The sequence below is a fragment of the Chryseobacterium sp. Mn2064 genome (genome assembly GCF_049319685.1).
Taxonomy (GTDB): domain Bacteria; phylum Bacteroidota; class Bacteroidia; order Flavobacteriales; family Weeksellaceae; genus Chryseobacterium.
Genome location: NZ_JBMOUE010000004.1, coordinates 193,711 through 213,634, shown reverse-complemented (window position 1 = coordinate 213,634; position 19,924 = coordinate 193,711). Strand labels below are relative to the sequence as shown.

Below are 19,924 nucleotides of genomic sequence, written 5' to 3'. Positions count from 1 at the left end.
CAAGAAAAATACCTCAACATAAAAGGCAATATAAAAGGATGGATTATGTCAGCAAATCCGGATTTTCATTAAAGGTTTTCCATAACAATTCACCAAATAATGTATTGGACCATGCAAACCATTCTCTGGTGAATTTCTTGTCGTTGTCTTTATGGAAGGACTCATGCATAAAGCCTGTCCCGCCGTGCGTTTTCTGTAAGGTATCTATACACCATCTGATCTCACCTTTATCTTTGGTAGTGAGCGCTTTCATAATGATACTCATTGGCCAGATCATATCCAGTCCGATATGTGGTCCTCCTATTCCTTCTGCCAGCTTACCCTTGAAGAAGAATGGGTTGTTTTCCGACCACACAAACTTTCTTGTGTTCAAATAAACAGGGTCGTCGGCTTTTACCGCATCCAGATAAGGAAGTCCCAGCAAGCTTGGGCAGTTCGCATCATCCATCAGGTTATAACTTCCAAAGCCATTGACTTCAAAGGCATATATTTTTCCGAATTCAGGATGATTGTAAATTCCGTATTTCTTGATGGCTGCATCTACCTCATCAGCAAGGCTGTTCAGCTGTTGAGCCAACGTTTTTTCATTTTTAATCTGAGCAACCATTTCTGCAGCCTGGCGCAAGCTTACTACAGCAAATAAGTTGGAAGGGATCAGGAATCCGTAGATGGTAGCATCATCACTTGGGCGGAACATAGAACTGATCAACCCAACTGGTTTTGTTGGATATCCGTATCCTCCCATAGGGATTCCATCGGTAGCCCAAGCTGTAGTACGTTCAAATTGGTAAGGCCCAAGATTATGCTTTCTCTGCTGCTCAGTAAAGGTTTGTAAAGTAAGTTTAACTCCCTGTAACCATTTATCATCAAAAGGTTTTGTATCACCGGTAGTTTTCCAGAAATGGTAAGCCAAACGTATAGGATAGCAAAGGGAATCAATTTCCCATTTTCTTTCATGGGTTCCCGGTTTCATATCGGTATGGTCATATTCCTTCCACTTACTGATCTTCTGATCATCATTGTAGAAAGCGTTTGCATAAGGATCTTTCAGGATGAAAGTTGTTTGTTTGCGAATTACTCCTGAGATTAGCTTGTGAAGTTTTTCATCTTTTTTAGAGAACTGCAGGTAAGGGAAAACCTGTGCAGAACTGTCACGCAGCCACATGGCATCAATATCTCCGGTAATCACATAAGTATCGGGAATTCCATTATTTTCACTATAGAAAACAGTAGTATCTAATGTATTGGGGAAGCAGTTTTCAAAAAGCCAGCTTAATTCTTTGCTTTTAACTTTCTTTTTAAATGTTGCAATGGCGCTTTCTACGGACTCGCTGGTAAAATGTCTTTTGTCTTTAGGAACACGGACAACTGGAAAATCGTCCAATACTAAATTTTTAGCAAAAACATTCTGAGTAAACAGCAATCCGGCTCCTGCCAGTGCACTTGTTTTAATAAAATTTCTCCTTTCCATTGATACTTTTGTTTCGTTTATTTTTATTAGTTTTATTTTACCGGTTTACTTCCCATTACAAATTTCAGTTCACCTCCGTTCATGATATCGCTGTGATTCAGTTCCCAGCTTTTGTATTCTTTTCCGTTCAGGAACATTTTCTGTACGTAGATATTCTTATCAGAAATCTTATCTGCTATTACAGTGAATGTTTTACCATTTTCCAACTGTAATGAAGCTTTAGGGAATTGTGGTGCTCCGATGGCATAAACAGGTTTACCCGGTGTCACAGGATAGAACCCTAATGATGAGAAGATATACCATGCTGACATTTGGCCACAATCTTCGTTATTAACGATTCCATCAGGTTTGGCAGCGTACATATTGTCACGGATATATTTTACCATTTTTTGAGTCTTGTAAGGACTTCCTGCGTAATTGTACAGGTATGGAACGTGATGCCCAGGCTCGTCTCCGAATCCTAAAGATCCGATGAATCCTGAAATATCTACGTGCTGCTCTCCTTCCATATGCAGCGCTTCTGTAAAGGTTTTATCCAGTTTTTCTTCAAATCCTTTTTTCCCTCCGTACAGATTCATCATTTCATCAATTTGATGAGGAACAAAGAAATCATATGCCCAAATGTTTCCGGAAACCCAGTGTGGTTGCAATTTTTTCCAGTCGTTAAGAGTAAAATCTGCTAAGAATTTACCGTCTTTTTGCCTTGGCCAGAAGTGATTGTTTTCTTTATTAAAGGTATTCAGAAAATTCATAGAACGTTTTCTGTATACTTCTGCTTCGTCTTTTTTGCCTAATTTCTCTGCAAGCTGCTGGATGCACCAGTCATCATATGAATATTCAAGTGTAGCAGAAACTGAAGCTCCGTTTTCTGATGGAGTATAGCCTAATTTGATATAATCATTAAGACCTCCGCCACCATCACTGCTGCTCATTTTGTCTGTTAAAGAAGCATCTTTCATTGCAGCAAAAGCTTTTTCGGCATCAATACCGGGAACTCCTTTAGAGATCGCATCCCAGATTACCGAAACACTGTGATACCCTAGCATACAGAAGTTATCATATCCGCAAAGTTCCCAGATAGGCATGTGATCTTTACGATCTGTATATCTGCTGATCAGAGAGTTGGCAAATTCTTTTGTATGTTTTTGATCCATGATCGTCAATAGCGGATGTGTTGCTCGGAATCCGTCCCAGTAAGAATAAGTACTGTAGTTCGTAAACCATTTGGTATTCATGTTTTCCTGAGCGGCAACATAATCTCCATTCACGTCCATATAAAGGTTGGGAGCAATGAATGTATGGTAAACACCCGTATAGAAAATCTTTCTCTGGCTTTCTGTCCCTCCTGTTACCTGGAATCTTCCGATCAGATCTCTCCAGGTCTTTTGTGCTGTTTCTTTTGCTTGTGCAAAGTTGATATTTTTAGCTTCCGTATCGAAGTTTTCCTGTGCGTTTTCTGTACTCACCGGAGATAGAGATACTTTTACTTCAATGCTTTCCTGATCTTCTGTTGAGAATCTTACAAATGCTTTAGCATCTTTGGCAAGAGCAATTTTTTCATCATTTTTGATTTTTCCATCAGCATACACGCCATAAGACTTAAACGGTTTGGAAAACTCCATCACGAAGTAAGCAAATCGTTTACCTCCCCAGCCGTTGCTGTAACAGTAACCTTTGATTTTATTATTGCCTTCTACACTTACTAAAGTATGGTAGATATTTCCGAAGATCTTATTGGTAGGATCGATAATGATATTGGATTCATTACTCTTCGGGAAAGTATATTTATGAAACCCAACTCTTGGAGAAGCGGTAAGTTCTGCTTTAATTCCGTAGCTATCCAACATTACGGAATAATATCCCGGAGACGCTACTTCTTTATCATGGGTAAATTTTGAACGGTAACCTGTCTCAGGGTTTTCTTCAGATCCGGGAACCATTTTTACCTGTCCCACTGTAGGCATTACCAAAATATCACCAAGATCTGCCCATCCAGTACCGCTAAGGTGGTTATGGCTGAATCCCATGATCGTTTTACTGCTGTAGTGGTATCCTGAACACCAATCCCAATCACCACTTTTGGTATTCTGATCCGGGCTTAGCTGAATCATTCCAAATGGTGTAGTTGCTCCTGGAAATGTATGTCCATGTCCGCCTGTTCCAATAAAAGGATCTACCCATGATAAGACATCATTTTTATTTTGCTGGGCGCTGGCAACAGAAATCAGGGTGGTAAAAAAGCAGATTAGCAGTTCTTTTTTCATGATAAGAGAGGTATCGGAATTTTTTTTGTTTAAAAATAGGAAAACCATTATAAAATTCCCAGTAAATGGGAAAAATTAAGATGATTAACCTATTTTCCTAAACTTATTATTACTAGATTAAATTGAATTTTTTTTCATGAAATCAATAATTTCTGAGATATATCCAAACGCAATAGCAACTACGGTATCAGCAGCACCATAATATACGGTCACTTTATCTCCTTCTGTTAATGCTGCACAAGGGAAAACCACATTGGGCACGTCTCCTGTCAGCTCATACAATTCAGCCGGAGCCAATAGATAAGGCTTTGTTCTGTATAACACCTTCGTAGGATCTTCAAGATCCAGCAAAGCTGCACCCATTGAATATCTGAATCCTCTGCATGTATTAATTACTCCATGATAGAAAAGTAACCACCCTTCTTCTGTTTTGATAGGAACCGGCCCTCCACCGATCTTTGTACACTGCCATGCACTGTCTTCGAAAGGCGTTACTTTCATCACACAACGGTGTTCTCCCCAGTACTTCATATCAGGGCTGTAGCTGATATAAATATCACCAAAAGGCGTATGTCCGTTATCACTAGGACGGCTCAACATGGCATATTTACCATTGATTTTTTCAGGGAACAAAACTCCATTTCTGTTGAAGGGAAGAAAGGCATTTTCGCACTGAAAAAATTCTTTAAAATCAAAAGTATAGCCAATTCCGATGGTTGGGCCATTGTAACCGTTGCACCATGTGATCCAATAACGGTCTTCTATAAACGTTACACGGGGATCATATTTGTAATCGGATTCAATCATGTCGGTATTTCCTGCCTGCATTTCAATAGGATCGTGATTGATGTCCCAATTGATTCCATCTTTACTGAAACCTGCAAAGATATTCATCTGCACCGCTTTATTATCACAACGGAACACACCGGAAAACCCATCTTCAAAAGGAATTACGGCACTGTTGAATATACTGTTGGAGGTGGGTATCGCGTATCTGTTAATGATCGGGTTTTCGGAAAACCTCCACATGATATCATTGCAACCTTCCGGGCGATCCTGCCAAGGGATCATTACTGATTGAGCTGTCATAAAGTATTTTTTACTTTTTATTTTTAATTATTATGAATTGATTTGTTGTTCTTTCTGATTTTCAGGATAAGGGAAAGGAACGAATAAAGTGACTAAAAATGCGGGAATGGTAGCGATCAATACCCAGATAAAGAACATTTTATATCCTATCGAGTCACTGATCATACCACTAAACATTCCGGGAATCATGACACCAAGATTCATAATTCCTGTAGCGAATGCATAATGAGCTGTTTTGTGTTTGCCGGGTGCTATCTGCTGCATCATATAGAGCATTAATCCTACGAAACCAAATCCGTAACCGAAGTATTCTACGACTACTGCAATTCCTACAGGTAACAGATCAGCAGGCTGATAATGGGCCAATAATGCATATACCACAAAAGGAATATTGAATGCGCAGCATAGCCAGATCAAAGATTTTTTCAATCCTCTGGCTGAAATAAAATATCCTGCCAATACAGATCCTAAAATAAATGCTGCAGATCCGTATGTTCCATAAACAAGTCCGATATCGGATGTAGATAGTCCCAAGCCTCCTGAAGTTCTGGGTGCTTTAAAAAACAAAGGGGCAATTTTAATTGCAAATCCTTCTGCAAAACGGTACAGAATAATGAAAAGTATACCCCATAGAATCTTCTTTTTGGTAAAGAAAGAAGTAATGACTTCCAGCAATTCTTTACGAACATTTCCGGCAGTTTTCCCATATTTCTGCTCTTCTTTATTTTCTTTAGGCAAAATCAGATAATGATAAATTGCCAGTGCAAAGAACAGCAATGCGTAAATAATCATAATGATCATCCAGGCATGGGTAATTCCTTTTGTTTTCTCTAAAAAGCCTGCAAAATATACTAATGCTCCACTACTAATAATCTTCGCCAGGTTATAAAAAGCCCCTTGCCAACCAATATATTGGGCCTGTTCTTTATTGGTAAGGAAGCCAATATAGGTTCCATCCGCAACTACATCATGAGTTGCTCCACAAAATGCAACAACCGCAAAAAGAGCAATACTATACTTGAAAAAGTCGTGCAAAGGCAGACTTAATGCAATCAGTGCAAAGAGAATACCTATGGCAAACTGGGTGAAAACAACAAAGAACTTTTTAGTTTTATAGATTTCCAGGAAAGGACTCCAAAGAGGCTTCAATGTCCAGGAAAACAAAATAAGAGCCGTCCAGAATGTGATCTGCGAATCCGAAACACCCATATCTTTATACATGATTCCTGAAACCGCATTAATGGTTACAAAAGGAACTCCCATTGCAAAATACAATGTGGATATCCAAAGAATCGGCTGAATACGACGGGTTTCGGAGTTGTTTTTTCCCATATTTAAAGAAAGAGTCTAAATAAAAGAGAACATCTCAAAAGTTCATTCCGGCTAAAAACGAAACTATAAATTTTGGAGATTTTACTCTCCTTGCCTCAACGAATGAATGCAATTTTGAGATGTCTCTGTATTTGAATTATTTTGATTTATTATTTCTTATCCCACCATAATCTGGTTGCTCCGTTATCAGGGCCTCCTAATTGCTGAACTGCCTGTGAGTAATTGAATGTCGAGTTTTTCGTATCATTTGTGAACGGAATTCTTCTGATCATCTGGTCTGTACTAATTAATCCTCCACTATCATTTTTTCTGACTTTGAATAAAACTGGATATCCTGTTCTTCTCTGCTCAGTCCATGCTTCAGGGCCATCCGGATAAAGAGCCAACCATTTTTGAGTGATGATTCTTTCAAGCTTCTTTTCATTAGAATCGCTATTGTTCCAAGCAATTGTAATTGTACTTAACTGAGGATTTCCAGCAAGTATATTGTTCGCCGCATTTTTAGGATCAATATAGGGAGCTTCTGTAGAAACACCATCCGCAAGATATGTCGCTAGATCAGAACTTTTACCCCATTCGCCAAAAGATTGACTAACTCCAGCTTGATAATTAGTTTGTGCATCTCCTGCACCTGAGTAACCTCTCAAAGCCGCCTCAGCTTTTAAAAACCAAGTTTCAGCAGCAGTAAACAATTTGAACTTCCCATCAGTACTAGAGAAATAATCTCCACTAGCTGCTTTTGCTGCCGGTTGAGAGTAACCTCCATAGGTTGACTTCCCATTGATTAAATCAATTCCTTGACGTATTCCTATATATTGTGGTTTACCATTTACAAAAGTTGCAGGGTCGTTTGAAGGATTCGCATATACAGAAAGCCTGGGATCTTTAAAGCCATTCATATAAGCCATTATTGGAGCTCCTATATAACAGTCTCCCCATGAATAGATGATAAAGCTTAATTCATGCTGCCCAACGCTAATTAATGCATTGTCTGCGTTATCAGAGATTAATCCAGCAGAAGAAGTAAGGGCTTCCTCAGCATATTTTTTTGATTTTACAGGATCAGCGTAGCTCATGCGTAAAGCAAATCTCAGTTTAAGGGAGTTTGCTAATTTTGCCCATTTGACTATATCACCACCATAGACCAGATCTGCTTTTTTCATTACACTTTTATCTTCTACACTCTGTGTCGCTGAAGTATTTTGTACTTTCTGTAAATCAGAAATGGCAACAGTAAGATCATTAATAAAATTGTTGTAAGCGTCTTGTTGAGAATCAAAATCTGTGATACCATTTGAATTAGGTGTATCATATTTACTATATACTACAGGCCCATGACGATCTGAAACTCTTGCTGCTGTAAGAATTTTCAATATTTTTTTAACAGCAAAAGTTGCGGTGAAATCTATCCCTGGATAGTTTTTTTGTGCCGCATTATCAATGATAATAGAATTATTAAAAGTATCTTGCTGTCTTGCAATGATTCTGTTATTCCACCCATCCATCATTAAATAAGTAAGGTTATTTGTTCCCCCATTAAACTGTGATGCTGTACTGAACATTCCACTATACATATCTGCATTGAGGTTGGTCGCTAACTGATAGTCTGCCTGAAAACCTCTTTGTATGGCCTTCATAGGATCAACAATTGCTTTAAAATCCGCATAAAAATTTTCTGGACCCCCAACTTTCTCCTGATTAAACTCTTCAAAATCACTGGTACAACTAAAAGCAGAAAAAAGGACTGCCATTCCCAGCATATAGGTCTTTATATTAATTATTTTCATTTTAGTATTGTATATTTAGAAGTTAGCTTTTAAGGATAATCCGATAGATCTGGTAATAGGAATACCAAAAGAATCCACTCCTACACCACCAGGTGTATTTCCTGAAACCTGTTCAGGATCAAACGGTGCTTTTTTATAAAAGAAGAACAAATTGGTTCCTACTATACTTACCGTTGCATTCTTCAGGTAGCTAGAATTAATATCAAAAGTATATCCAATTGACGCCTGACGCAATCTTACCGTTGTTGCACTATAGATATAGGCTTCATCAATCCCAGCTCCTTCCTGATTTGCTCCTACGGCATTATAATAAGCTTTTGCATCAGTTAACCCAGTATAAGCTGCTCCTGCATTTGGTGTTCCTGGGGCATATACAGCATTCGGGATAGATACTCCTCCTGCATCTCTGGCAGAAGCACTGTTCTGGCTTACTCCCATCATATCATTTGCTTTTTCTGTAAGAGACAGAACCTGTCCTCCAAATTTACCATCAATCAGAAAAGAAATTCCCAATTTCCCAATATTAAATGAGTTGCTAAACCCTAGCATAAATTTAGGATTGGGATTACCCAAATAACCAATTTCCTTATCTGCCATAGGCTTACCATCTGCATCAACTAAAATTCTTCCTTGCTGATCTCTTTGGAATTTGAAACCATATATATCTCCGAAAGATCCTCCCACCTTAAGCTTTGTATAAGCCCCCCCGCCAGTAAGGGCAAGAAGAAGATCTTTATTAACCTTTAATCTATCCGGAAATAATTCTACAATTTTATTTTTATTTGCTGAAGCATTTAGACTAGCTGTCCAACCCAATTTTTCTGAATTTAATATTCTATAGGACAAAGAAGTTTCAAAGCCTGTATTTTGTATTTTCCCAGCATTTACATAGTAAGAACCAGACGGTAAGCCTCCTAAATAAGAGGAAATCGTAACTGGTAAAAGCTGGTTGCTAGCATTTGAATTATAATAAGTAAAGTCAAAACTTAAACGGTTTTTAAACATTCTTAATTCAGTACCTACTTCAAACGTCTTGTTGAGTTCCGGTTTTACAAATAATTCTTTGAAAGCAGGATCAGTAATTAGTGAATATTTGGGGTATAAAATTTGCCCAGCATCAACAATATATCCATAAGCAGTATTGTATGGAATTGTAGCAGTGGTCAGGTTTGCAGGCAATCCTAATCCTACCGTAGCATACGACCCTCTTACTTTCCAAAAGCTAATCGCTTCAGGGAGTTTAAAGACTGAGGATAGTACAGCATTCGCTCCTACAGATTCATAGTCATATCCATTGGTGCCTGTAAAAGCCAAACTGGAATCCCAATCATTTCTAAAAGTCATGTCCACATAAAACATGTTCTTATAACCCAAAGATGCACTTGCAAAAACCGATTGTATTTGCTTTTTAGTACTATAATTTATATTGTGAAACCCATCTCCAACGCCTCTATCTACATTCCATTGCAGGTTGCTCGTGGTAAACAAATTTGGAGCTGCCAAATAAGCATTATCAATTTCTGTTACTGTATTTCTTGTGGTATTGATGCTTCCCCCCACTGTAAAATCCAATGAAATATCTTCACTTAATTTTGGACTACCTATTAATAAGACATCACCATAAGTAGAAGAGTTTTCGTATTTGTTCTGAAGAAATCTTCCATTTTCTCCGTTACTCGTTATAAGATTTGGATCTGAGTATGCCGAAACACCTCTTCGACTATCAGTAATATTCCAACTATAGTTTCCTCTTACTCTTGCTGATAACCATGGATTAATTTGATAGGCCAATGATAAAGCACTATATGTATTTTTGTTATTAACAGTAACTTTATTTCTGTTTAATATCCAATACGGGTTTTGCGTAGCAGGGTTTCCGTTGAATTTCCCGTCTGGTCCTATAGCCCACCAATTTTGAGCAGGTAATAACCTCTCTTTATTTAGATAAGAATAATTATTTGGGCCATATTGGTCAAAATCAACATCTCTTGGCAACCAGTATAAACTTACTAAAGGTGAAAAGGAAACACCAGGAGTCTGTCTGTTGATACTGTTTTGTAATGAACCAATAAAATTAGCGTCCAATGTTAACTTATCATTCAGATATTTACTGGAATTTCTAAAAGAGACATTGTACTGATCAAAATACGAAGAAGGAACAACTCCTTTATTGGTAGTATTACCTATCGAGAAATAATTCGTTGATTTTTCGGTTCCTGACTGGAAGGAAAGACTGTTAACCCATGTAGTTCCATTTTGCAGAAAATCTTTTAGATGATCCTTAGAAGCTCCTTTCGCTCCCCAGCTTTCATTAGAAATACCAGCATATTGCCCAAGAACTGAAGGATCATAAGAGAGATAACTATGTTGCAATTTAGGAAGGCTATATGCCTGATCTACAGTAAAACTAGTATTGTAACTTATAGAACTTTTGCCAACTTTTCCTTTTTTAGTGGTAATCAAAATAACGCCATTTCCTCCAATAGAACCATAAAGAGCAGAAGCAGAGGCCCCTTTTAAGAAGTTGATGCTTTCAATATCATCCGGATTGATGGAGCTTAAAACATCTCCTGCATCTGGCATTGTAGAGTATTGGCTAGCCTCTGGAGCTTTCCCAACACTGTTAATAATAGGAATACCATCTATTACGTATAAAGGCTGACTACTACTGGCGGATTTATTTCCTCTCATTATAACCCTTACAGAGCTTCCTACCCCATTAGTTCTGTTGATCTGTACATTGGAAACTTTTCCACTGACAGAGTTTAAAAAATTGGGAGTTTTCACTTCTGTCAATTCATCCCCGCCAATTTGCTGACTGGAATACGTCAAAGAGCGGGCCTGCCTTTTAACCCCCAAAGAGGTGACCACGACCTCCTGAATAGTGTTTGTCTTCGCTGTGTCAGCCACTTTTTTCTCTTGTGCAGTAGCAGAAAGTGAAAAAACGAACAGAATGGGTATAACTGCTTTTCTCATAAGGTTTAGATATAGTTAGATTTAATTGAGAATCAATTACATTGCTTCATATTGTAATGCATAAATTGTATTGTTTTTTTAGCAATATTTTATCATTTATGCATCAAAATATTTAAAGTTTTCTTAAGATTTAATTCACATTGACAAATCTAAATTTTGTAGTCAGTCTGATATAATACTATTTTATCATAAAACGATATTATTTTTTCAGAACCTTTACAAAAAGGCAAATAAAACCCTAAATATCAATAAAATACCACACTTAAAAAGCAATCAAAAAAAGAGGATTTATCTTACTATTTTGTCAAAATAAGGCAAAATAGTATCGGGAAAATCTTTGAAAAGTAAAGAAACCTGAGATTTTTTTTAACAGAAATTATTCAATTTTTTTAACTCCTTTAAATTGTTCTTTAAATTCTGTAGGAGTTGTCTTTTTTATCGACTTAAAAACTTTGTTGAAATTCGCAATATTATTAAAGCCAGCTTCAAAAGCAATCTCAAAAACCGTAAGATTCTTTTCCATCAGCCAACGCGCGGCATAACTGATGCGTATTTCATTGAGGTAATTAACAAAAGTTTTCCCTGTTCGCTTTTTTATAAAACGGTTGAAGGTCACATTACTCATATTCACCAAGGAAGCAACATCATCCAGCGTTATTTTATTCTCAAAATTTTTGTGAACAAAATCATGCACAATTTTCATTTTGTCATTATCCCCAAAAGTCTCAAGTTCAATACTATATGACGAAAGCAAAGTTCGGTCTTCAGCAACAGCCAGTTCGTTCAGAATCTTCATAATTTCTATGAAAGACTCAAAACTGTTCATTTTAGAGAGGTTTAGAAATGAATCTTTCAGTTTTTCAGCCGTTTCGGTAGAAAAAAGAATACCCCGAATAGAATCCTTCATCAGATTATTGATGGGTTTCAGGATATTTTTCTGCATCATAGACTGATTAAAGAAATCCTGATTGAACTGAATGGTAATCTCGTGGGTCTTTCTGTTTTTACATCTGTAGTTCGCCCAGCAATGAGGTAAATTGGGACCAATAAGTACCAGTTCTATATTTCCGATTTCTCCCGTGTGATCGCCTATCATTCTGCGATATCCTTTTCCTTTGTACACAAAATTGATCTCAATTTCCGGGTGATAATGATAAGGAAAATCAAAGGATGCTTTTATCCTGTCAAACACGAGAAAACTATCTTCAGGAGATAGTGGAGTTATTTCTCTCAGAATATTTTCTAATTCGCTCATGCAGGCAGTTTTGAAAAAAGATTAAAATATAAGGTTGCGGTACAAATATTTGTAAAAATGATAAAATAAAATCAATGTAAAAACATATTTTCATTTTTTTTCGATGGTATTTTGATAGGAGAATAGAACATCAATAATTTAATACGTTTGAAATCATGCTTTTTTGTATCTTTAAACTAAAGTTAAAATATGCCGCAACCGCTTATTTTTGAAGATCATTATAAAAGACTGGGATTGGAAAAATTCTCAGAAGCTCATTTGGAAAATATCAATGGCAATCAGTTCAGGATGTATATTAAGGTATTATTTATTCCTGCAAACTATGAACTAACGGTAGATTTTAATCATTATCTTACAAAAAAGCCTTCCCTTTTCTTTGTAACCAACCAACATCTGACCATAGAAAAAGGAAAAGAAGAAGCGACACTTCTTTATTACAACCGAGATTTTTACTGTATTCAGATCCATGACAAAGAAGTTGCCTGCGATGGTCTTCTCTTTCACAATATTTTTGAAATTCCTTTTGTGGAACTTGATGATTCAGAAACAAAACAGATCAAAGAATTATTCCAAAACATTGAATACGAAATTGAACAGAAAGAATCTTCCGCAGAAGAAATGATACGAACGTATGTGAAACAGATCATTATCCGGGCCACAAGAAAATGGAAAATACAAAACCTCAATCAGGAGCTTACCAAAAATACGGGTAACGAGCTTGATATTTTCAGGGATTTTAGCAGATATCTGGAAATCCATTTCAGGGTAAAGCACAATGTATCCGACTATGCAGATCTGCTTCATATGGCGCCTAAAACGTTAACACACAAATTTAAAAGTCTAAAGCTGGAATCTCCCAATCAGCTTATCATTAACAGAATTCTGCTGGAAGCCAAGCGATTATTGCTGTATACAGATAAACCCGTGAAAGAAATCGCTTATGATCTGGGCTATGAAGACCCCGCTTATTTCAACAGGCTTTTTACCAATAAAACAGGCAACACTCCGGCAAATTTTAAAAAAAATTACTTTTCGGGAAAAAAGTACAACATTTAAGTCATTTTATCTATTGAATCAGACGCACTGCTACTCTACCTTTGTATCATCAAAATCAAACAATATTAAAAAACAAACATTATGAGACGTAACGCAACAGCCGTTTGGAACGGAACCATCAAAGAAGGAAAAGGACATTTAACGACACAAAGTACTACGTTAAACCAAACTCAATATTCTTTCAACAGCCGTTTTGCTGACGGTGTAGGAACAAACCCTGAAGAGCTTCTGGCAGCAGCACATGCAGGATGCTTCACCATGAAATTAGATGCAGAACTTTCTCAGGCAGGTTACAATCCTGAAGAGCTGAAAACAACTTCTGTGATCACTCTTGATCCTAATATCGGAAAGATAACAAAGTCAGAACTTACTTTAACGGCAAAAGTTCCGGGAATTTCAGAAGAAGAATTCCAAAAGTTTGCTAAAATAGCAGAAGAAGGATGTCCGGTAAGTGCAGCATTCAATTTTGAAATTACGCTAAACGCTACTTTAGAGCAATAAGAAGCTTAGATAAAATACATTAAATCTGGGGACTTACGCACTCAGATTTAATTTTCAAATAAAATATACCACTTGGTATATTTTTGTATATTTGCATTATATATTAATACACAAAATGTCAAAGGCAGAAAAAACCAAACAATTCATTATTGAGAAAACAGCAACTTTGTTCAACACAAAGGGCTACATATCTACCTCACTGTCAGACATCACCCAAGCAACAGGTCTGACAAAAGGAAGTATTTATGGAAATTTTGAGAATAAAGATCAGGTTGCCATTGAAGTATATAAATATAATGCGGCCCAGCTAAGCAAAATTATGAGCCGGTCTTTTGGAGATCAGTATCCTACTTCCATCGATAAGCTCCGTGCTTTTGCAGATTTTTACAGGAAAAACTGGCGTTCGGTATTTTCTAGCGGAGGATGCCCTTTGATGAATGCAGCAACAGAAGCTGATGATTCTTTCCCTGTGCTTAAAAAGCAGGTACAAAAATCTTTTGAAGCCTGGACAGCAAAAATAATAGCCGTTATTCAACAAGGCCAGGAGAATGAAGAATTGAATAAGACAATAAATGCTGAAGAATATGCATCTCTATTTGTGATGCTGATTGAAGGAGGAATTTTACTTTCAAAAACTATGGATGATGAAAAGTTCCTGAATCAGGCCCTGGATAAAATCAGGGATATGATTGACCATGAACTCGTTATTCTTCCCTCATAAATTTCACTTATGGAAACAAAAAAAGTGGCAATCGTAGGATACAACAGAATTCCATTTGCCAGAATGAATACCGCTTATGCAGAAAAAGGAAACCAGGATTTATTACTGGCCTCCCTGAATGGTTTGATTGACCGTTATCATCTGAAAGGCAAGTTACTTGGAGAAGTGGCCGGCGGAGCTGTAATCAAGCATATTACGGAAAGCAACCTCATCAGAGAAACAGTCATGAATACGTCTTTAGATCCTGCGACTCCTGCATGTGATCTTCAACAGGCTTGTGATACCGGGATTGAAGCAGCTATTTATATCGGAAACAAAATTGCTTTGGGACAAATCGAAAGTGGAATTGCCTGCGGCGTAGAAGCAATGAGCAACATTCCTTTTGAATCTTCACCAAGACTGAGAAAAGCTTTACTGAAAGCCAATAAAGAAAAATCAGGTTGGGGAAAAATAAAACAATTGTTAAGCCCAAAACTGAAAGACTGGATGCCGATCCCTTACAAAGGACAGGAACCTAAAACCGGTCTGGTTATGGGTGAGCATACAGAAATTACAGCCAAATATTATAATATATCCAGAGAAGAACAGGATGAACTTGCTTTTAAAAGTCATCAGAATATGGCGAAAGCTTATGATGAAGGCTTTTTTGATGATATGATATCTCCCGCTTTTGGTCTGGAAAAAGACAATAATCTTCGCCGTGATACCAGCTTGGAAAAATTATCACAGCTGAAACCTGCATTTGATAAGCAAAACGGGACTTTAACAGCAGGAAATTCAACCCCTTTTACTGATGGAGCTTCATCCGTTTTATTAGCCAGTGAAGAATGGGCAAAAGCCAATGATCTTCCCATTTTGGCCTACATTACTTTTTCTGAAATTGCAGGAATTGAATATGTTGAAAATAAACAGAACCTATTGCTGGCACCTGTTATCGCCGCAGAAAGAATGCTGAAAAAAGCAGGAATGACTTTGGAGGATTTTGATTACTATGAAATTCACGAAGCTTTCGCTGCCCAGGTTTTAGCCACTATTAAAATTTGGGAAAACGACGATCTTGCAAAGCGTTTCGGGTTAGAAAAGGCACTAGGAAAAATAGAGAGAAGCAAACTGAATGTGAAAGGAGGAAGCCTCGCCGCTGCCCACCCATTTGCTGCGACAGGAGGTAGAGTAATGGCAACTCTTGCCAAATTACTTCATGAGAAAGGCAGTGGAAAAGGATTTATTTCTATTTGTGCAGCACGAGGGCAAGGCGTAACGATGATTTTAGAAAAATAAAAATTGAAAGTATGGATAGATTAGCACAGTTAAAACAATTCATCGGTAAAGAATTTGATCAGTCGCCATCTCCTTTTATGAAATGGCTCAACCCCATTGTTCTTTCTGTAGAGGAAGGACAGCTGGAGTTCCAGTATACCATAAGGCCCGAATGGTTGAATCCTATTGGAAATCTTCATGGCGGAGTGACGGCAGCTATTATAGACGATGTGATAGGAGCCACCATGTTTTCTTTAAACGAAAATTCTTTCATTACTACCATAAATAATGTCATAGATTATTTTTCAACTGCAAAAGAAAATGATAATATTGTAGCTGAAACTAAAATCATTAAAAGAGGAAAGCAGTTCGTCAACGCGCAATGCGAAATATGGAACGCAGATAAAACCCGCTTAATTGCGAGAGGAACCTCCAATTTATTCAAAATCAATAACTAAGTATGAAAAGAGTTGTCATTACAGGTCTTGGCGCAGTGACGCCTTTGGGAAATAATGTCGAAGAATTTTGGCACAACATTATCAACGGAGTAAGCGGAGCAAACAGCATCACGCACTTCGATACAGAAAAATTCAAAGTAAAATTTGCTTGTGAGGTTAAAAACTTTGATCCAAAACTTCATTTAACACACAACGAAATCAAAAGAAGTGATTTATTTTCACAATATGCAATGTATTCTACCGCAGAAGCATTGAAAGATTCAGGGCTTGAACTGGAAAATATGGATCCCTTCGATATTGGGGTAATTTGGGGAACAGGACAGGGAGGAATGTGGACTTTCGAAAGCGAAGTAATGAATTTCGCCAATGGAGACGGAACCCCAAGATTCAACCCATTCTTTGTACCTAAGTTTATTGCTAATATGGCTTCAGGGATGATTTCTATGAAATTCGGACTTCAAGGAATCAATTATACTACCATTTCAGCTTGTGCTACAGGAAATACTGCACTGATGGATGCTTTCAACTACATCCGTCTTGGAAAAGCTAAAGTGATTGTAAGTGGTGGTTCTGAAGCGGCTATTTCTCCGGCTTCGGTAGGAGGTTTTTCCATTATGAAAGCGATGTCTACAAGAAATGATGATTTTGCAACAGCAAGCCGTCCTTATGATGCAGACAGAGACGGTTTTGTAATGGGAGAAGGTTCAGGAACATTAATTCTGGAAGAGTATGAGCATGCTAAAGCAAGAGGAGCAAAAATCTATGCAGAATTGTCGGGAGCGGCTATGACAGCAGATGCTTATCATATGACGGCACCTCATCCTGATGGCGTTGGAGCAATTAAAGCAATGCAATTGGCTCTTAATGAAGCTGAAATCAATATAGATGATATTGATTATATTAATCCTCATGCTACTTCTACTCCACTTGGAGATCTGGTTGAATTGAATGGTATCAACAAATTATTTAAAGGAAGTAAAAATCTTGACATCAGTGCTACAAAATCTATGACAGGTCACCTGTTGGGAGCTGCGGGAGCTGTTGAAGCGATCATTTCCATTAAAGCGATTCAGAATGGTATTGTTCCACCAACCATTAATCTTCATTCTATTGATGAGAATATTCCGCAGGATATTAATATTGTATTTGGAGAAGCAAAAGAGAAGAATATTAATTATGCTTTGAGTAATGCGTTTGGTTTTGGAGGTCACAATGCAACGCTAGTTTTCAAAAAATTCAGCTAATTCTTACATTAAAATAAATTGAAATCCCTGTGTTTTTGCACAGGGATTTTTTGTTTTCTGGAGAATGATTTTATGTTGGTTTTCTAAGATTGTGGAAAAAGAATTGACCACAGATTTTCACGGATGTTTATGGTGATATTGCCTGTATAGTGTTGATGTTGGCAGAAAAAGAAAAGCAGCCAAAAATGACTGCTTCAAACATAACGAATCTATATATTCTCTTGTAAAGAGAGTGTATTACAAATTACTTGGCATCCGGAACAAAAAAGTCGTCTGCATTTTCAGCAATAGGAATATAAAGTCTTTCCCATTCTTTGCTTTTTACCATATCCCAGCTGTGCCCGGTTCCTTTAAGGTCTTCAGCAAGAAGAACAACTCCTGGTTTTATCATAAAAGTAGAACCATCTGTTACTTTAAATCTGATATTCCCTTTAATGGTGATCACATATTGTCTTCTCGGTGCAGGGTGGGCATTTTTTTCCCATTCTTCCGTTTTGTTACTCATCCAGAAAGTGGTAGTGTTCATATGCTTAAGAGTGGGTATTTTCCCTTTTTCAAAAGAACATGAACCATCGGGATTATTAATCAGTCTGACAGCAGGGATAAATTCGGTGGAAGTTTCCGAAGTTACGCTCACATTTTTATGGTTTTTATGTTGTGCATTCATAAATCCTACAGTGCTTACTACTAAAACAAGGCTAAGGCCTTTGATGAAATTTTTCATTATAAATTTAATTTTTTATTTTTAATTATATACCGTGTCGTGAACCATCATTTTTTCAAAAAACGGTTTGTATTTCTGGACTAATGCCAGGTGTTCCGGGAGTTTTCCATAGGCTTCCAATTCCTCCAGACTGTCAAATTCCATAGAAGCGTTGTAGGTAAATGTATTGTCTAACACACTTCTCGGACTTGAGGCGGCAGGTTTTCCGTAACGAAGATTTTTCTGGTAAGGCAATTTTTTAAGACCTTCAAAAAAATTCTCAAATTCTTTTACTTCTGACTCTGAAATATCTTTTTTCAGCCAGAACAACAAATAATGGAAGTACACTTTTTTCTTTTTTATGGGGTTAAACATAGGTAAAGCAGAGGCAAACATATTTCCGGAAACCAGCAGCAAGGCAGAAGCCTGTACGGATCGGAATAAAAACTTTCTTCTTTCCATAATTCTATATTTTAATTAAAATCTATTCTGTATTTCAATACAAACTGCCATTTTCTATCAGAAACTACGGCATTATTCGAAGGATCGTTGGTATAAATGGGTCTGTTTTGAGCATCAAAAGTTAACCTTGAAGACATTCCGTTCAGCAATAAAGAAATTCCGGCATCGTATACCACAGCATTGTCATGAAGTCCTTTGAGATCAGAAAGCTGTATTCCCACTGCAGGCTGAAGCTGAAGATTTTTCTTTTCTTTATTCAAATAAGGAAGTGTTCCTCCAAGCTGTACGTAGTAGGTATTTCCGGTTCCTATTACAGGCATTGCATTTCCAGCTCCGTTAAGACTGGCCTGAGTAACATCTACAGAGGTTGCAGGATTGTTGGTTCCTACATATCGAACATAGTTGGGACCGTAATCATTATGCATTGCCATTCCGTAGGCGCTTATTGAGGTTCCTTTTTCTTTGTTGAGAGGTGCATCGTAAAACAAATCTACAGCAAAGCTTTTCATATCGTCATTCACTGTATTTTTCCCGGCGTCCATGTGCCATAAGGCATTGTGGATGTAATCAAATCCAGCCCCTAAGCTCAACACATTCTTTTTCCCAACATAGGTTCCTGAGTTAAAAGGAGTTGAAATATTTTCTGTATCAAAAAAGGCATATCTGAAATATCCTGAAAAGTCTTTCCCCGGCGAATTTTTACTGAAAGTCGCCAAGTTCATTTTCGGATCTCCTGTGGCCATAGTGTAAGGATCTGCTACCACCAAACGATAATCAAATTTCCCTAACTGACCTTTGATATAAGCACTTAGTTCCCTCACGGTATAATCTGTAGCTCCGGCATTGGAAGTAGCATAGGCAGGAAGATCATATAATAATGTATTCAAAGGTCCTGTTGTAAATCTTGAAAGTCCTCGCCATGTAGAACGTCCTGCTCCAAAGGCAATTTTATCATTAAAAGAATATTCAGCATAAGCATCCAACAGGTCGAAATAATTACTTGCTTTAGCATTCACATTCACATTGGTGGTTCCTCCCTGTAGTACAAACATTAACTTTTCAGTTGGTTTATAGGTCATTTTCACACGCACTCTGCGAAGAGAAAGGTCAGACAGATCTGATTTTGCTTCATTATTCACAAGACTTCCCGGGTTAAGCTGCGCATACCTGGCCCATAGTTCAGCATATCCGCTAAGGGAAATGTATCTTGAATGATCATCATTGAAATAATGTGTCAATCCGGGATTATTAAAATCATTTTTCTTCTGAGCTTCCAGTTTTCCCATGATTCCCATTAGAGAAAGTAAAGCCAGTCCGGTTCTGAAAGAGGTAGTCTTCATAATTTTCT

The 19,924-nt window shown here is 37.4% G+C and carries 16 protein-coding genes; 6 read left to right on the top strand and 10 right to left on the bottom strand.

Annotated features, from left to right (window positions below; all coding sequences use genetic code 11):
- Nucleotides 1-43: 43 nt before the first annotated feature.
- The 7 genes from ACL9RH_RS16120 to ACL9RH_RS16090 all read right to left on the bottom strand — a co-directional run bounded on the left by ACL9RH_RS16120 (nt 44) and on the right by ACL9RH_RS16090 (nt 12,174).
- Nucleotides 44-1,471, bottom strand: coding sequence for a glycoside hydrolase family 125 protein (locus ACL9RH_RS16120; RefSeq protein ID WP_422694387.1), 1,428 nt, complete (start codon nt 1,469-1,471; stop codon nt 44-46).
- Between the two features lie 32 nt (nt 1,472-1,503).
- Nucleotides 1,504-3,735 carry a GH92 family glycosyl hydrolase gene (locus tag ACL9RH_RS16115; protein WP_422694386.1) on the bottom strand — a complete coding sequence of 744 codons (2,232 nt, stop codon included), beginning with the start codon at nt 3,733-3,735 and terminating at the stop codon, nt 1,504-1,506.
- Between the two features lie 117 nt (nt 3,736-3,852).
- On the bottom strand, nt 3,853-4,824 hold the full coding sequence (locus ACL9RH_RS16110) for a glycosidase (RefSeq protein WP_422694385.1): 972 nt from the start codon (nt 4,822-4,824) through the stop codon (nt 3,853-3,855).
- 30 nt (nt 4,825-4,854) lie between these two features.
- A complete protein-coding gene (locus ACL9RH_RS16105; RefSeq protein ID WP_422694384.1) occupies nt 4,855-6,156 on the bottom strand; it encodes an MFS transporter in 1,302 nt (433 codons plus the stop codon).
- Nucleotides 6,157-6,305: 149 nt separating this feature from the next.
- Complete coding sequence (locus tag ACL9RH_RS16100; protein WP_422694383.1) at nt 6,306-7,943, bottom strand: SusD/RagB family nutrient-binding outer membrane lipoprotein; 1,638 nt, start codon at nt 7,941-7,943, stop codon at nt 6,306-6,308.
- A 15-nt stretch (nt 7,944-7,958) separates the two neighbouring features.
- A complete protein-coding gene (locus tag ACL9RH_RS16095; protein WP_422694382.1) occupies nt 7,959-10,919 on the bottom strand; it encodes a SusC/RagA family TonB-linked outer membrane protein in 2,961 nt (986 codons plus the stop codon).
- 376 nt (nt 10,920-11,295) lie between these two features.
- Nucleotides 11,296-12,174: an AraC family transcriptional regulator gene (locus tag ACL9RH_RS16090; protein WP_422694381.1), complete on the bottom strand. Its 879-nt coding sequence runs from the start codon at nt 12,172-12,174 to the stop codon at nt 11,296-11,298.
- Nucleotides 12,175-12,363: 189 nt separating this feature from the next.
- Between ACL9RH_RS16090 and ACL9RH_RS16085 the strand changes: the two genes are divergently transcribed.
- From ACL9RH_RS16085 to fabF, 6 genes are all read left to right on the top strand, one after another.
- Complete coding sequence (locus tag ACL9RH_RS16085; RefSeq protein ID WP_422694380.1) at nt 12,364-13,230, top strand: helix-turn-helix domain-containing protein; 867 nt, start codon at nt 12,364-12,366, stop codon at nt 13,228-13,230.
- Between the two features lie 81 nt (nt 13,231-13,311).
- Nucleotides 13,312-13,731 (top strand): OsmC family protein, encoded by a 420-nt coding sequence (locus ACL9RH_RS16080; RefSeq protein WP_077413428.1) that lies wholly within the window; start codon nt 13,312-13,314, stop codon nt 13,729-13,731.
- 115 nt (nt 13,732-13,846) lie between these two features.
- Nucleotides 13,847-14,452: a TetR/AcrR family transcriptional regulator gene (locus tag ACL9RH_RS16075; RefSeq protein WP_422694379.1), complete on the top strand. Its 606-nt coding sequence runs from the start codon at nt 13,847-13,849 to the stop codon at nt 14,450-14,452.
- A gap of 9 nt (nt 14,453-14,461) precedes the next feature.
- Complete coding sequence (locus ACL9RH_RS16070) at nt 14,462-15,730, top strand: acetyl-CoA C-acetyltransferase (RefSeq protein WP_422694378.1); 1,269 nt, start codon at nt 14,462-14,464, stop codon at nt 15,728-15,730.
- 11 nt (nt 15,731-15,741) lie between these two features.
- Entirely contained in the window at nt 15,742-16,167 is a 426-nt protein-coding gene (locus ACL9RH_RS16065; RefSeq protein ID WP_255813463.1) for a PaaI family thioesterase, read from the top strand.
- A gap of 2 nt (nt 16,168-16,169) precedes the next feature.
- Nucleotides 16,170-17,411, top strand: a complete 1,242-nt coding sequence (fabF, locus tag ACL9RH_RS16060) for a beta-ketoacyl-ACP synthase II (protein WP_422694377.1) — start codon at nt 16,170-16,172, stop codon at nt 17,409-17,411.
- A gap of 244 nt (nt 17,412-17,655) precedes the next feature.
- Here the strand turns inward: fabF and ACL9RH_RS16055 are convergent, their stop codons facing one another.
- Genes ACL9RH_RS16055 through ACL9RH_RS16045 form a run of 3 tightly spaced genes read right to left on the bottom strand, consistent with a single transcriptional unit; the run spans nt 17,656 to nt 19,916 of the window.
- The gene (locus ACL9RH_RS16055; RefSeq protein WP_422694376.1) at nt 17,656-18,135 is read right to left on the bottom strand and encodes a hypothetical protein; all 480 of its coding nucleotides are present in this window, start codon (nt 18,133-18,135) and stop codon (nt 17,656-17,658) included.
- 21 nt (nt 18,136-18,156) lie between these two features.
- Entirely contained in the window at nt 18,157-18,576 is a 420-nt protein-coding gene (locus tag ACL9RH_RS16050) for a Dabb family protein (protein ID WP_422694375.1), read from the bottom strand.
- Between the two features lie 11 nt (nt 18,577-18,587).
- Nucleotides 18,588-19,916, bottom strand: coding sequence for a hypothetical protein (locus ACL9RH_RS16045; protein WP_422694374.1), 1,329 nt, complete (start codon nt 19,914-19,916; stop codon nt 18,588-18,590).
- Nucleotides 19,917-19,924: the final 8 nt, after the last annotated feature.

What these genes read in the sequence shown, in the direction of transcription:
- ACL9RH_RS16075 (WP_422694379.1), top strand. Translation starts at nt 13,847, where the DNA reads ATGTCAAAGGCAGAAAAAACCAAACAATTCATTATTGAGAAAACAGCA.
- ACL9RH_RS16120 (WP_422694387.1), bottom strand. Translation starts at nt 1,471, where the DNA reads ATGGAAAGGAGAAATTTTATTAAAACAAGTGCACTGGCAGGAGCCGGA.
- ACL9RH_RS16115 (WP_422694386.1), bottom strand. Translation starts at nt 3,735, where the DNA reads ATGAAAAAAGAACTGCTAATCTGCTTTTTTACCACCCTGATTTCTGTT.
- ACL9RH_RS16090 (WP_422694381.1), bottom strand. Translation starts at nt 12,174, where the DNA reads ATGAGCGAATTAGAAAATATTCTGAGAGAAATAACTCCACTATCTCCT.
- ACL9RH_RS16065 (WP_255813463.1), top strand. Translation starts at nt 15,742, where the DNA reads ATGGATAGATTAGCACAGTTAAAACAATTCATCGGTAAAGAATTTGAT.
- ACL9RH_RS16070 (WP_422694378.1), top strand. Translation starts at nt 14,462, where the DNA reads ATGGAAACAAAAAAAGTGGCAATCGTAGGATACAACAGAATTCCATTT.
- fabF (WP_422694377.1), top strand. Translation starts at nt 16,170, where the DNA reads ATGAAAAGAGTTGTCATTACAGGTCTTGGCGCAGTGACGCCTTTGGGA.
- ACL9RH_RS16105 (WP_422694384.1), bottom strand. Translation starts at nt 6,156, where the DNA reads ATGGGAAAAAACAACTCCGAAACCCGTCGTATTCAGCCGATTCTTTGG.
- ACL9RH_RS16100 (WP_422694383.1), bottom strand. Translation starts at nt 7,943, where the DNA reads ATGAAAATAATTAATATAAAGACCTATATGCTGGGAATGGCAGTCCTT.
- ACL9RH_RS16110 (WP_422694385.1), bottom strand. Translation starts at nt 4,824, where the DNA reads ATGACAGCTCAATCAGTAATGATCCCTTGGCAGGATCGCCCGGAAGGT.
- ACL9RH_RS16085 (WP_422694380.1), top strand. Translation starts at nt 12,364, where the DNA reads ATGCCGCAACCGCTTATTTTTGAAGATCATTATAAAAGACTGGGATTG.
- ACL9RH_RS16095 (WP_422694382.1), bottom strand. Translation starts at nt 10,919, where the DNA reads ATGAGAAAAGCAGTTATACCCATTCTGTTCGTTTTTTCACTTTCTGCT.
- ACL9RH_RS16055 (WP_422694376.1), bottom strand. Translation starts at nt 18,135, where the DNA reads ATGAAAAATTTCATCAAAGGCCTTAGCCTTGTTTTAGTAGTAAGCACT.
- ACL9RH_RS16080 (WP_077413428.1), top strand. Translation starts at nt 13,312, where the DNA reads ATGAGACGTAACGCAACAGCCGTTTGGAACGGAACCATCAAAGAAGGA.
- ACL9RH_RS16050 (WP_422694375.1), bottom strand. Translation starts at nt 18,576, where the DNA reads ATGGAAAGAAGAAAGTTTTTATTCCGATCCGTACAGGCTTCTGCCTTG.
- ACL9RH_RS16045 (WP_422694374.1), bottom strand. Translation starts at nt 19,916, where the DNA reads ATGAAGACTACCTCTTTCAGAACCGGACTGGCTTTACTTTCTCTAATG.